This window comes from Rhizobium sp. R634, assembly GCF_002211305.1.
In the GTDB taxonomy this organism is placed as follows: Bacteria; Pseudomonadota; Alphaproteobacteria; order Rhizobiales; family Rhizobiaceae; genus Rhizobium.
In genome coordinates, this window is sequence record NZ_LOKW01000010.1 from 74,236 (window position 1) to 87,649 (window position 13,414).

Here is a 13,414-nt window from a genome sequence, read left to right on the forward strand (position 1 = left end):
GGTTGTTTCCGGCAGCCGATGCTGCCGGAAACGATGTAATGCTGCCGCAATTCTTCGCCGCCAATTTCGCCTGACATTATCGGCGACGGAGGCCAGAGAGAGTGCGCAGAAATCCTTTTATTTCATCTTTTTCAAAGGCTTCGAAAGCGGTGTCGCTCGCGTTGCCGCTGGCGCTGGCCGCTGCTGCGGCCGGGTGCAGCTCGGTCCCGCTCAAGGCGAGCGGGACACTCTCCACCTATTCCAATCTCGGCGCGCCGAAGGGCAAGCTTTCGAAATCGCGCGTCTATGTCGATGGCCTCAGTCTCGCCCCGATCAAGACGGTGGCGATCGAGCCGACACGCTTCGGCTTCGCTGCGGCGAGCCGCATCAAATCGCCTGCCGACCGGGCGATGGTCGCCAATGCGCTCGACCGGGCGCTCTGCATTTCCCTGAGCGACAGATACCAGATGGTGGCAGCAGGCGGGAGCGCGGACCTGACGATCCGCTCGATGGTCACCGACATCGTGCCGACCAACAAGACCATGGCGGGCGTTTCCACGGTCGTCACCGTCGGCACGGGCTTTGCGCTGCCGGTCGGCGTGCCGCGCCTGCCGGTCGGGCTCGGCGGGCTGGCGGTGGAAGCCGAGGCGGTCGACAAATCAGGCGCGCAGCGGGCGGCGATGGTCTGGGCACGCGGGGCGAACTCGCTGCAGAACAATCCGCGCGTTTCCGAGGTGGGCGACGCCTACGGCCTCGCCTCGAAATTCAGCAGCGAATTCTCGCGCATGCTGATTGCAGGCAAGGAGCCGAAGGGGCTGGACCTCTCGCTTCCCTCCCGCCAGCGGATGAAATCCTGGCTGGGCGGCAAGCCGAAATACGTCGCCTGCGATGCCTTCGGCCGCGAACCCGGGCTGGTCGGCGCCGTCGCCGCAAAATACGGCGCGCCGCCGCAATGGACGGAGAAGAAGCCGAAGCCGGCCGCCGCTTATTGACCGAATGCTCAGCCCCACCCCGAGGCTGGGCTGCCGGGACGGACGGGGCCGGGGACGGAAAAGCCGTGCTCCGTCCGTCTTATGCCATGTGGATGGCTAGGCCGTGGTGCCAGGGCGTAGCCGGAAATACAATTTAATTTGCTGGGGCCTGTCGGAAAGATGCGGGCCGCGCCTGAAGAGCTGGCCGCCGTTACGCTCGATGACGCGCCGCGATGCGTCATTGTCTTCATTGCACAGGATGACGAGGCTTGTGAGGTTCTGCTTTTCCGCGACGTCGAGCAGGAGCCTCAGCGCGGCGGTCGCATGACCATTGCCCTGTTTCCACGGCACGACGGAATATCCTACATGACCCGACACTTCTGGCGGCAGCTCCTCCGTGCCAGGTTGAAAGCGCAGGCTGATAGTGCCGCAGAATTCGCCGTCCCAGATCCAGAAGAGATGAGTGATCAGCGCGGGTTCAGAGCCGGGCTTTTTATCGCGGTCTATGAGATCGTTAAGGAATCTCGATCTGTCCCGGCGCAGCCTCTGGAGCTCGCTGCTTACATAGGCTTCGTCGCCAGCACGGCGCGGATCGGGAGACCAGCCGGCGGCGAGCGCGGCCTCGAAGGCTGACAGGTTTTCCGAGTCCGGCGGAAGCAGGATGACACGGGAGGCGGGCTTTGCTGTATCTCTTGAAGTCATCGACTGTCTATCCAAAGCCATGCAAGTCCGGAAAGACAGGCACGGCTGCGGGAAGATGAAAAGCGTCTACGGTGCAGCAATAAGCCCCGCACTTTCATGCGGGGCTTGCTGCAGGGCCGGCGGACTGGATTTACCGGCACTGGCGGCGTGGGCCGTAGTTCGGCTGGTAGGTGTTGTCGTAGGCGCGATACGACCGGTAACGGGCGTAGCAATATTCGGCATGCGAGCTGTAGCCGCGCGAGCTGTAGGCGCGGGGCTGCGAGGCGATGATGCCGCCGATGAGGGCGCCGGCTGCCAGGCCGCCAATGATGGCGCCGGTATTGTCGTGGTGGCGATAGCGACGGTTATAGCGGCCGTAACGATCGTCCCTGTAATAATCGCGGTCGCGATAGTAGCTGCGATCACGATTGTAGTGGCGTCTCGGATACCATCTGCGGCCGTTGTTGAACTGGCCTGGGCAGTTCGTGAAGTTATTGCAGCCGACCTGCATGATCCGGGCATCGCTGCCTCCGGGTGCCGGCTGCGCCGCCTGTTGTACCGGACTCGGCACAAAGGCAGGGCCTGCCGATGCCGGCATGCCGGAGAAGGCCGTCGCTATCGACAGGGCAATGATGGCGAATCTTTTCATGTCACTCACCTTGGGTAAACGGATGTATCGAGGGGATAACGCAGCGAAAGGGATTTAGTTTCATTTTGGGAAACAATGAGGCACTGCATGGCGGAATATTCGGCGGAAAGTTCAAATTGAAAGAAGATGCTCAATGAGATCTTTATAGGGCGGCTGCTTCAATAATTCCGGTGTAACGGCATTTTCTGCCTATCGGAAGGACTACCATGCGGCTCTCCAGACTTCTCGGCGTTCTCTGTCTCTCCACGACTGTGGCGCTGGCGCCCCTGAACATCGTCTTCACCGATCTCTCGCCCGCTTTCGCCAAGGGTGGCAATGGCGGCGGTAACGGCGGCGGTGGCGGTAACGGTGGCGGTGGCGGTGGCGGCGGCAGCCATGGCGGTGGCAGTGGCAGCGGCAACAGCGGCAGCCATGGCGGCAGCAAGAGCAGCGGCGGAAAGAGCAGCTCCAGCGGCAAGACCAACAGCGGCGCGAAAAGCTCGGGCAAATCCGCCCAGACCGGCAAATCCGCCCAGATCGGTAAGACCGGCAAGACCAAATCGGCCAAGCAGACCGTCGGTACCAAGGGCGCGACCAAGAAGACGACCCTTGCCACGGCGCCGGCAGCCAAGCCTTCGAAGAAGCCTGCGGCGGAGCTTGCCAAGCTGAACTCGCTGAAGCGCAACTACCACGCACTGATGAATACCGCAGATCCGAAGATGGCGGCGCTCTCGGCCTATGCCACCGCCTATGCTCAGTACGAACTCGCCAATGGCGTCGCGCCGCCGGCTGACGATCCCGTTCTCGGCGATGCCGCCCTGATGGCAGCGCTGGCGTCGGCCACCAAGACCGGCACGCTCAGCCCCGAGGCTCTCGGCTGGGCGAAGGACACGCTCGGCATCGGCATGGCCGTCGGCACGATCGACCAGATGAGGGACGCGCTGGCGGCAGCGGCTCCGGTGACGGAAGACCCGGTGGCGGAAGAACCGACGACCGAGACGCCTGTTGCTGAGACGCCTGTTACTGAAACTCCGGCGACCGAGATCCCGACTGGCGAGACGGCTGAGGGCACCGAGACGACAGACCCTGCGACGATTGTGGAGACGCCGACCGAGACATCGGAAACGACTGATGCCGCAGATGGCGTGGATGCGACCGAAACGGCCGCCACGAGCAGCGAGACGACGAGCCCGTGACCTTCCGCGTGAGATAGCGGTTTCAATGAGCGGCGTTGCCTCCTGGATGGCAGGGGGCAATGCTTCGGTGCCTTCACCCTTGGCGGTCGGCCGGCGGGCGCGTCAGAGCAAGGCCAACCTCATGCACTCGGGCATTTCCTGCCTGGGACGGAGAGAGCGTTGAATTCGAGTGTGCGGCGGACAATCCTGATCCTTGGGTTGACCCTGATTTTATCGACGAGCATTCACGGCCAGACATCGCGCGATAGCGCGCGGGCCGTCAACAACATCGTCCTCAAATCCGACCCAGACAGCAACCAGCGGATCCACGTCGGTGCGGGTGATGACGTGGTATATGGCCGGGGAGGGCAGGATGAAATTCGCGGTGAGGAAGGGGATGACACGCTCTTCGGCAACTGGGATGACGATCTTTTGACCGGCGGACCCGGCGATGATATCTACGGCTATGCCCGCGGCGACGGGAATGACACCATCCTCGAAACCATCGAGGACAGCGGCTTCGACACGCTGCTCTTTTCCGACATAGGCCCTGGCGATATCGGCCTTCGCCAACAGGGCGACGATCTCATCATTGCAATTCCGGTCCGCGCCGAAGATCTGGCCAAGAACGGATCAATCCTGGTGGAGTCCGGGATCCGTGCGGGCAGGAGAGGCAACAGCGTAGTGGGCGCGCTTGAACGGAGTGCAATTGATATAGCCGAAAGTGGGTCGATCCTCATAAAGTCGGCATTCGCCGGTGGCCAGAAGGGGATCGAAAACATTAGCTTCAACGACGGCACGATCTGGTCGAAGCAGGATATCAGCGCGCATATCAGCGTGGTTATGCCCGAGGGCATCGAAGGCACGGCGCGCTCGGACACCATGGAAGGCACCATGGGCGACGATCTGATGATCGGACTTGACGGAGGCGACAAGCTTTCGGGATCTTTCGGCGACGACACCTACGTCTATGCCGGCGGCCATGGCTACGATGTTGTCAATGACGGCGTTAACATGTCCAACGAGATCGACACACTTCGCCTGATCGACCTTACCGCCTCCGATGTATCCTTGCTGCGGGATGCGACGAAGCTGCTGGTGATCGTCCTTGCGACGGGCGAGGTCGTCACTGTCGAACAGCAGTTCGTGTCCGAAGGCTATTGGGGCATCGAGAAGATCGAATTTTCCGATGGCGTTTCCTGGGACAGGAAGACGATCCTTGAGAAGGCCTTGGATTAGGGCCGCGACCGGAAAGCGGATCGCGGCCGACACGGCTTCTTTAAGCGGAGGCTCGTGGTTTGGTGAGCGCCTTGCCGATGTTTTGGCCGGGCATTTCGATGAAGGTATAGCCGAGCCAGGCGAGCGCATAGACGATCGGCATCGTGATCAGCAGCGTGAGAGCCCAGCGGACGGGGTTGGTGACATCGATAGCGCCAATGAGATAGGCGACGACGGGCTGCATGATCAGCAGGTGGATGAGATAGGCGCCGAAGGAAAGCTCGCCGAGATTATGGAAGAAGCGGTTGCCGAGCCAGTTGCTGACGGGAGCCGCTATCCGGGCCGCGAGCGGCGGCAGGCGCTCTGTGTGAATGAGCGCGAAGAAGGTCAGGACCAGGACGAGCCTGGTGATCTGATGGAGCCAGTCCATCTCGCCGCCGATCGGGGCGATGACGAGATAGCCGGCAAAGCCTGCGAACAAATAGGCGCGCTTCTCATTCGTCCATAGGGCGCCTGCGAGCAGCATGCCGGCTGCGAAGACATGCATCTTGAGCGGCAGGAATGTGGGCATCTGAAACGTGTATCCGACCTTGTGGCACACATATGTCGCCAGTGCGCCGAACGCCGCAACGCCGGTGATGCCTTTGATCCAGCCGACGCGGCCGACGATGATCATGATAAATGGCAGGGCGGCGTAAAACTGCATTTCGAGACCGATGCTCCAATCGGGAAGCGCCGTCCTGAAAGAATAGGCGCGGCTGAGGCCGAACAGGAAGGAAAAATGCGCGAGATAATTCGACAGGCTGCTGTCGAGATATCGGCTCGCAAGCTGCGGCTGCACGCCGTTATAGGCGTCGATCACCATTCGGGCATCGTAGATGAGCGGGCCTAGCGTCAAAGCGGCGACGAGCATCACGTAATAGAGGGGCGCAATCCTGAAGTAGCGGCGAATCCAGAAGGTGGTCCACGTGCTCGTTGCCTCCCATGGCTCCCTGCCGCGTCTGCGCTGATAGTGGAAGACCATCAGGAAGCCCGAGAGCATGATGAAAAGATCCACGCCCAGTTCGGGATCGCCGATCAGCGGAACCTTGAAGCCTGTGAGAATATGGGCGTGTCCGACCAGGACCCAGAGGGCGGCGAGACCACGCAAGCCGTCCAAGCATTCGATACGACCACCCACACGAGAAGGACTCATATTTGCAACCCTTTCGTTCATGGCGGAGGGATAGCAAGATTTGCGGCCTCGCATCAACAACTTTGCGGCGTTATCCAATGATTATCTGCAACGAGCCGATGTGGTCGCGCTCGATTTTTGCTCCCAACCATCCCGTTTCTATGATCGCGCCTCATCGGGGGCGTGATCATCCATGGCGAGACTGACGGCGAAGCAGCGGCTGTTCGTGGCGGAATATCTGAAAGACCTGAATGCGACGCAGGCGGCGGTGCGGGCGGGCTATAGTGAAAATTTAGCACGCAAGAATAGCTGGCGGTTGATGGCGAACGAGGTGGTTCGCGGCGCGATCGATAAAGTGCTGGCGGCGCAGATGGAGCGAATGGAGATCAGCGCCGAGCGGGTGCTTGCGGCGATCGCCGACATTGCTTTTGGCGATGTGCGCGATGTGTTCGACGAGGAGGGCGCGCTGAAGGCGCCTTCGGAGTGGGACGACAGGACGGCGGCGGCGGTTGCCGGGCTGGAGTTCAATACCTCGGCCAAGGCCAAGGGCGACGTGGTGCATGTGGCGAAGATCAAGCGGGCGGACCGGCTGAAGGCGCTCGATATGCTGGCGCGGCACCACGCGCTTTATCACGACCGGCTGGAGATCAAGGGGCTGGAGGCGCTGAGCGAGCGGCTGGCGCGCGCTAAGGCGCGCAAGGCTGGTGACGGCGGGGCGGAGGGCTGAGATGATGGGTGATGCTGGAAGGGTGGGGCGCAAGGCCGATCCGAACGAGGGGATTATCGAATTGGCGAGCGATTGCCAGTTCGATCCGCTCGCCTGGAGCCTCAGCGCCTGGGACTGGGGTGTGGGGGCGCTCGAGGGACATGCCGGGCCGCGGGCCTGGCAGCGGGATATTTTTTCGGCCGTCCGCAATCATCTCGCCGATCCCGCCACGCGCTTTCAGCCGCTGCAGATCGCGGTGGTCTCAGGCCACGGCATCGGCAAATCGGCCTGCATGGGCATGCTCTCCAACTGGGCGATGTCCTGCTGGAACGAGGCGATGCTGGTGACGACGGCCAATACCGATACGCAGATGCGCACCAAGACGGCGCCGGAGATCGGCAAATGGTTCCGCTCCTCCATAACAGCGCATTGGTTCGACGTGCAGGCGACCTCGATCCGCGCCCGGGACAAGGCGGCCTCGGACAAGTGGCGGCAGGATTTCGTGCCCTGGTCGGTCAACAATACCGAGGCCTTCGCCGGGCTGCACAATCAGGGCAAGATCATTGTCTTGGAATTCGACGAGGCCTCGAAGATCCATGACAAGGTGTGGGAGGTGGCGGAGGGTGCGCTGACCGACGAGAACACGGTGATCATCTGGATCGTCTTCGGCAATCCGACGCGCAATTCCGGGCGGTTTCGCGAGTGTTTCCGCCGCTATCGTCACCGCTGGGTGACACGCCAGATCGACAGCCGCACGGTGGAGGGCACCAACAAGGCCAAGATCGCGCAATGGCAGGAGGATCACGGCGAAGACAGCGATTTCTTCAAGATCCGCGTGCGCGGACAGTTTCCGAGCCAGTCAGCCATGCAGTTCATCTCAGCAGACGATGTCGACCAGGCGCGGATGCGCCATCTCCGCCGCGAGCAATATGCCTTCGCGCCCGTCATCCTCGGCGTCGATCCGGCCTGGACCGGCGACGACACGCTGGAGATCATGCTGCGGCAGGGGCTTTATTCGAAGAGCCTCGCCTCGCTTTCGAGGAACGACAACGACGTGGAGGTGGCGGGGCTGATCGCGCGGCTGGAGGAGGAGCACCAGGCGGACGCCGTGTTTGTCGACGCCGGCTACGGCACCGGCATCGTCAGCGCCGGCGAGGTGATGGGCCGCTCCTGGCGGCTGATCTGGTTTTCGGGCAAGCCGCTCGATGCCGGCTTTCTCAACAAGCGGGCCGAGATGTGGGGCATGCAGAAGCGCTGGATCAAGGCGGGCGGGGCGCTCGATCCGAAGGATGAGTCACTCTACCAGGATCTCGTCGGGCCGGAGACGGTGGCGCGGCTGGATGGGAAGATCCAGCTGGAGAGCAAGGAGGACATGAAGGCGCGGGGGCTGCCTTCGCCGAACCGGGGGGATGCGCTGGCGCTGACCTTTGCGGAGCCGGTGGTCAAGCGGGAGAGGGGCGTGCGGGCCGGCAGCGGGGTGGATGTGGAGGTTGAGTATAGTCCGCTGGGGTGAGGGGGCGTGCCGCCGGGCGGGTGGCCGGCCTCGTCCTTCGAGGCCCCGGCGGGGTACCTCAGGATGAGGGCGGAGAGGGCGGTGCTTAGTCTCGGTTTCGACCTTCCATCGATGCGCTAATCGATCGTTCCTATGAGTTCGTTGATAAAAAACTCCTTGTTCGGAACCGCGTCTGCCTGCCGGCCGCGGGCGAACACCAATGTTCGCCAGGCATTGCGACCCTCTATTACGATCGTGATCTCCACGGCTGCGTTGGCCGCTGTGAGGCTTTTGCCCGTTGCGCGAAGCGCGGCGTGGCCCCGCACCGTGACGGGCGCCCAGAGCGATGTCAAAACCACTTCCTTTGCCAAGGCATCGGCGATGGCATGCGCATAGCTTATGCGGTCCACATCGTCGAAATCCAGCCGCTGATATCCCAGCAAGGCTTCGGCGAAAAGTGCATCGGAATTGAAGTAAAACACGTTGCCGTCGCCGTCCGGGAACTCGCCTTCTTTCCATGTGTGCGCGATGTAGGCGGTCCGGTTGGTGATCGGGTTTTTCCACGGCCGAAAGTCCTCTAATTCGAGATCAGATCTTACGGTGTCGGAATTCAGGTGGGCGGTGATGCCGACCAGGACCGCAACGGCGAGCATGCCGAGGGCGGTGCGCAGTCTGGATGATCCGCCGACGACTGGCGCTTCGCCTTGGTCATAGCTCGCAGGTTTTCCGGCCTTGAGCCGGTGGTATTGGCGCGTGAAGGTAAAGGGCCAGAATATAGGCAAACCGAGGGCAAGGCCCGCCAGCAAGACCCGAAACTCGCGCCGGAAGAAAAAGTTGGATCCGTTTTCACCGTCGGGCAGAGTTATTCTAACGCCGACAATCGCCTTGCCGATGGTTGTTCCCGTTAACGTCATGATGCAGCCGAGAATAACGGCAGCTATCGGAACCAGGATCAAGTTGAAGAGTGGAGCAAATTTGCCCATCACCGTGAGATAAAGAGCCGGCGCATATATCGACGTCAGCAAACCAACTGCAAAGCTTAAGCCCAGTTGGATCAAGAAGAAGTCAACCAATCGCGCCCAAAACCGCGGCCATGGTCCGGCCAGTGATGCGCTCGCGGACATTGCGACGGCATCGACAGGCGCGACAGCGCTGTCGGGCCGATTTTTACCGAGCCGGATGAGTGTTGAATAGCCGACAGTCGCGCTCACGAAGAGGGCGATTTGCCATCGTTTCTCAATCATCAAGCTTACGAAACCATTCGCCGAGGCGATCGGCAGCCACGCCGTCATGGCGGCAGTTAGCGCCAGATCGATCAGATAGACGGCGGACAGAGCGCAGACTCTCCACCAGAAGCGGGTCGGCGGTGCGATGATCGTGATGATCGCCGAAGCTAAAAGACCCCTGAAAAGCGGGCCGGTCTGCAGCTTCTGAACATCAAGTCCTTGGACGTGGATGACCGCCGAAAAGCCGACAAGTCCGATGACGGTTGCCAATAGCAGGGCAGCGATATTGGCGAGAAGCGGATTTGGGGATGATGTTGCGGTCATTGTCTTGAGGTCGCCGGCTTTCGGCAAAGAGGTTCACGCTGGCGCTTCCGATCGAGCGAACCAGCCAAAAGGTCTCGGAAAATCATACATCCCCACGAAAGATCGATTGGGCGGAGTTATGCATATCGAACAATGGCTTGGAAGTGCACCCTGACGGGCCACACACGTAATATTTTCGATTTGAACTTCTGCTCCGCACTGCCATGCCGTTGTCGACCTTTCCCCGCGAGTTATTCACGGCGCGGACGCGCCGTGGCTGGATTCCTGTGACGGGCACAGGAATGAGGAAGGTGGGGTGAGCGCCAAGGCACTAGGTGAGCGCCTCCCGGATGTCGATGAAGCGATTCCTGCGTTGGTACGGGTGTTCGTACCGACAACCATCTGGGACGTAGACATGGGTGGAACCCTCCCGGGTGGAGGGAAGAGCGTTTTGTGGGGCAGGGGCGGACACGCACTCTCCCTTGCTGCCTTCCGGCCCTGCCGCGCTCTTCCCTCTTTCGGGACGCTATTTCCCGCGAGCTAGATGGATGATGTCCCATGTGTCTGTTTTCCAAGCCTTCCCAGCCTGATCCGCCGGCGCTTCCGCCGGAGCCGGCGCAGTTGAAGCAGCCGGATGGGGCTGCGGTTCGCACCGCGGTGGCGCGGCGGACGGAGGATCGGGTGCGGTCGCGGCCGGATACGATCCTGACTTCGCCGGGTGGTGTGACGACGACGGCGCCGACCGAGAAGAAGACGTTGCTTGGGCAGTGAGGCGGGGCGGGATTTGCGCTCGCGCAGGGTTTGCTTGGACCTCCGCGTTCTCCTCTGGCGTCATCCTCGGCCTTGTGCCGAGGATCTGCTGCGCCGTCGGCAGATGCTCGGGACAAGCCCGAGCATGACGAAAGAGGGGCTGGCCGGCCTTTTCACAGTGGAGAGCGGAGATCCTGTCCGGTGGATTTATCAGCGTCGGCGCTGCCGTGCGGATGCACCAACGCAACCGGGTTGCGTGGATGGATACCAATGCAAGCCGTGCCTGCATGAATGGCACCAATGCAGCTTCGCTGCGCGGATGGAGATGACATAAGCATGAGCGACAACGCACCTGATCATGAGAGCCAGATCACCTATCACCGGCGGCGGATGGAGGAGCTGAAGCGGGTCCGACAGCCGTGGGAGAATGTGTGGCGGCAGCTTTCGGACTATATCGAGCCGACGCGGCTGAGGCTGACCGACAAGGATGAGGGTGCGGTGAGCCGCGCCAAGATCATCGACAGCACCGGCACCTTCGCGCACCGGACGCTGAAATCCGGCATGCATTCCGGCATCACCTCGCCGGCGCGGCCGTGGTTCCGGCTGACGACCTATGATCCCGATCTGAAGGACTTCGCGCCTGTGAAGGAATATCTGGCGGCCGTCGAGCAGCGGCTGCGCGAGGTGTTCCAATCCTCCAATGTCTACAACGCGTTTCACACCGGTTACGGCGATCTCGGGCAATTCGGGCAGTCGGTCGGGATCTTGTCCGAGGATGCCGACAAGGTGGTGCGGATGCAGCAGCTGCTGCATGGCAGCTTCTGGATCTCGCGCGACGAGAATGGCCGGGTGACGACGCTTTACCGGCGGTTTCGCTGGTCGGTGCAGCGCATCGTTTCGCGCTTCGGCTACGACAATGTCAGCCAGACGGTGAAGAATTTCTACGACAATGGCCGCTATGACGAGATGCTGACGATCTGCCACGCGATCGAGCCCAGGCTTTCGCGCGATCCTGACCGGATCGACAAGCGCAACAAGCCGTTCCTTTCCAATTATTGGGAGGAGCAGGCGGGCGACAAGCGGCTGCTGGAAGAAAGCGGCTTCGACGAGAACCCGCTGATCGGGCCGGCCTGGGAAATTGCCGGCGACGACAACTATGCGACCTCGCCGGGGCAAATCGCGCTCGGCGACATCTCGATGCTACAGCTGGAACAGCAGCGCAAGCTGGAGGCGATCGACAAGCTGGTGCGCCCGCCGATGACCGGGCCGACCTCGATGCGCAACAACCCGGCTTCGCTGCTGCCGGGCAAGATCACCTATGTCGACGATCCCACCGGGCGCGGCTTCCGGCCGGCGATGGAGATCCAGCTCCGGCTTTCCGAGCTTGCGAGCGATATCCGCGAGACGCAGGAGCGCATCCGCCAGGCCTTCTATGCCGACCTCTTCCTGATGCTGTCGCAGATGGAGGGCATCCAGCCGCGCAACCAGTTCGAGATCGCCGAACGCAAGGAGGAGAAGCTGCTGGCGCTCGGGCCGGTGCTGGAGAATATCTACGGCGCGCAGCTGGAGCCGACGATCGACCGGACCTACCAGATCCTCAACCGGCGGCGCGAACTGCCGCCACCACCCCGCGAGCTTCAAAATCAGGAACTGAAGATCGAATATATCTCGATCCTGGCGCAGGCGCAGAAGGCGGTGGCGACGGGAAGTATCGAGCGGGGCTTTGCCTTCCTCGGCCAGGTCTCGGCCGTCAAGCCCGAGGTGCTCGACAAGGTCGATGCCGACGAGGCGGTCGATCTCTATTTCGACTATCTCGGCGTGCCGCCCTCGGTGGTGGTGCCCGACGACGAGGTGGCGCAGCTGCGCGATGCGCGGGCGCAAAAGCAGCAGATGGCCGAAAATGCGGAGATGGCTGCCAAGATGGCGCCGGCGGCGAAATCCGGCGCGGATGCGGCTGCCGTGCTTGCGAGCGCCGGTGAGAACCCGAACGGAGCGGCCCTTCTGCAGCAGCTGGGGCTCGGCTGATGGGCGGGCTCGACGAACATTTCAATCCCGCCGAACGCCAGGAGCGCGAGGCGCTTGCCGCAGCCTTCCGCGAGGTCTTCTCGCTGCCTTCGGGCAAGCGCGTGCTGTTCTGGATGCTGGAGCAATGCGCGATCTACCGCGAAGCCTTTGCCGGCGAGGCGGTGAGCACGACGCATTACACGCTCGGCCTGCAAGGGGCCGGGCGCAAGCTGATCGCCATGCTCGACGAGATCGACCAGCGCTTCTACCCCAGCCTGCTGCTCGAGATCGCCACCATCAAAGCCATCGACCGCCAGGTCACCATCAACATGAGGAGTGAAGACGATGATGTCGACGCATGAGCGCATCGGCCGGCCAACCATATGCCGGAGCGCCGAAGGCACGGGCGGCGGCGGCCCGGAGCCGGAGAATATTCTCTTCCCCGACGATGCGCCGCAGGGTGCCGAGGGAATCCATGAACCGGCTCATGACCGTCAGGCCGATTCGGTCAAATCCGATGAGGAGACGGCACTTGGGAAGCCTGGGGATGGCGGCGAGACCACGCCCGACGAGGCCGACACGGTGCCGGAGGATGGCAAGTACACGCTTACCATGCCGGAGGGCATCGCCGTCGACGAGGAGCTGCTCACAGCGCTCGGCCCCGATTTCCGTGAGCTGGGGCTGACCAACGGCGAAGCGCAGAAGCTTGCCGACCGCTTCATCGCCATCCAGGCGGCGCGCGCCGAGACGCGCGGCAAGGTGTGGGGCGAGACGGTTTCGAAATGGGCCGACGACGCGAAAACCGATCCGGAGATCGGCGGACGCAGGTGGGACGGGACCGTGCGCGACAGCCGCCGCTTCGTCAACACGATGGGAACGCCTGCTCTGCGCGAATATCTGGAGGCGAGTGGTGGCGGCAACCATCCGGAGCTTATTCGTATTTTTGCGAAGGCCGGGGCGTTGATCAAGGAAGACGACCCGGCCACCGGCGGCGCCGGAGGAGCGGGCAGACCCGTCGATCCAGCGCATGTTCTGTTTCCGAACGATGCACCGAAAGGCTAAAGAGACATGGCAACAATCGGCAATAGCTTCCCTCAACTGATCGAC

Annotated in this window: 13 protein-coding genes; 9 read left to right on the forward strand and 4 right to left on the reverse strand. The window is 62.2% G+C overall.

Translation table 11 applies throughout. The features are described from left to right. Positions 1–101: 101 nt before the first annotated feature. Positions 102–971 (forward strand): DUF3313 domain-containing protein, encoded by an 870-nt coding sequence (locus tag ATY77_RS13455; RefSeq protein WP_088687738.1) that lies wholly within the window; start codon positions 102–104, stop codon positions 969–971. A 96-nt stretch (positions 972–1,067) separates the two neighbouring features. Here the strand turns inward: ATY77_RS13455 and ATY77_RS13460 are convergent, their stop codons facing one another. Then, the gene (locus ATY77_RS13460; RefSeq protein WP_088687739.1) at positions 1,068–1,652 is read right to left on the reverse strand and encodes a GNAT family N-acetyltransferase; all 585 of its coding nucleotides are present in this window, start codon (positions 1,650–1,652) and stop codon (positions 1,068–1,070) included. A 130-nt stretch (positions 1,653–1,782) separates the two neighbouring features. Then, a complete protein-coding gene (locus ATY77_RS13465) occupies positions 1,783–2,280 on the reverse strand; it encodes a BA14K family protein (protein ID WP_088673547.1) in 498 nt (165 codons plus the stop codon). A 206-nt stretch (positions 2,281–2,486) separates the two neighbouring features. Here ATY77_RS13465 and ATY77_RS32845 point away from each other — a divergent pair, with 206 nt between their 5' ends. Further along, a complete protein-coding gene (locus tag ATY77_RS32845) occupies positions 2,487–3,455 on the forward strand; it encodes a hypothetical protein (RefSeq protein ID WP_088687740.1) in 969 nt (322 codons plus the stop codon). A 159-nt stretch (positions 3,456–3,614) separates the two neighbouring features. Further along, positions 3,615–4,673, forward strand: coding sequence for a calcium-binding protein (locus tag ATY77_RS13475; RefSeq protein ID WP_088687741.1), 1,059 nt, complete (start codon positions 3,615–3,617; stop codon positions 4,671–4,673). Positions 4,674–4,713: 40 nt separating this feature from the next. Here the strand turns inward: ATY77_RS13475 and ATY77_RS13480 are convergent, their stop codons facing one another. Further along, positions 4,714–5,847, reverse strand: coding sequence for an acyltransferase (locus ATY77_RS13480; RefSeq protein ID WP_088687788.1), 1,134 nt, complete (start codon positions 5,845–5,847; stop codon positions 4,714–4,716). Between the two features lie 172 nt (positions 5,848–6,019). Here ATY77_RS13480 and ATY77_RS13485 point away from each other — a divergent pair, with 172 nt between their 5' ends. Both ATY77_RS13485 and ATY77_RS13495 read left to right on the forward strand, forming a co-directional pair. Continuing rightward, positions 6,020–6,553: a terminase small subunit gene (locus tag ATY77_RS13485; RefSeq protein ID WP_088687742.1), complete on the forward strand. Its 534-nt coding sequence runs from the start codon at positions 6,020–6,022 to the stop codon at positions 6,551–6,553. A gap of 1 nt (position 6,554) precedes the next feature. Next, positions 6,555–8,045: a terminase gene (locus ATY77_RS13495; protein WP_245314336.1), complete on the forward strand. Its 1,491-nt coding sequence runs from the start codon at positions 6,555–6,557 to the stop codon at positions 8,043–8,045. 116 nt (positions 8,046–8,161) lie between these two features. Here the strand turns inward: ATY77_RS13495 and ATY77_RS13500 are convergent, their stop codons facing one another. Then, positions 8,162–9,574: an RDD family protein gene (locus ATY77_RS13500; RefSeq protein WP_141103928.1), complete on the reverse strand. Its 1,413-nt coding sequence runs from the start codon at positions 9,572–9,574 to the stop codon at positions 8,162–8,164. A gap of 537 nt (positions 9,575–10,111) precedes the next feature. On the opposite strand from ATY77_RS13500, the gene ATY77_RS13505 reads away from it, so the two are divergent. The 4 genes from ATY77_RS13505 (at position 10,112) to ATY77_RS13520 (ending at position 13,369) form a co-directional block, all read left to right on the forward strand. Continuing rightward, positions 10,112–10,324 carry a hypothetical protein gene (locus tag ATY77_RS13505; protein WP_088687745.1) on the forward strand — a complete coding sequence of 71 codons (213 nt, stop codon included), beginning with the start codon at positions 10,112–10,114 and terminating at the stop codon, positions 10,322–10,324. 315 nt (positions 10,325–10,639) lie between these two features. After that, positions 10,640–12,328 (forward strand): portal protein, encoded by a 1,689-nt coding sequence (locus ATY77_RS13510; RefSeq protein WP_088687746.1) that lies wholly within the window; start codon positions 10,640–10,642, stop codon positions 12,326–12,328. Beyond that, on the forward strand, positions 12,328–12,669 hold the full coding sequence (locus ATY77_RS13515) for a hypothetical protein (RefSeq protein ID WP_088687747.1): 342 nt from the start codon (positions 12,328–12,330) through the stop codon (positions 12,667–12,669). The genes ATY77_RS13510 and ATY77_RS13515 overlap by 1 nt, the downstream gene beginning before the upstream one ends. Then, on the forward strand, positions 12,653–13,369 hold the full coding sequence (locus tag ATY77_RS13520) for a hypothetical protein (RefSeq protein WP_245314337.1): 717 nt from the start codon (positions 12,653–12,655) through the stop codon (positions 13,367–13,369). Before ATY77_RS13515 ends, ATY77_RS13520 begins: the two co-directional genes overlap by 17 nt. Positions 13,370–13,414: the final 45 nt, after the last annotated feature.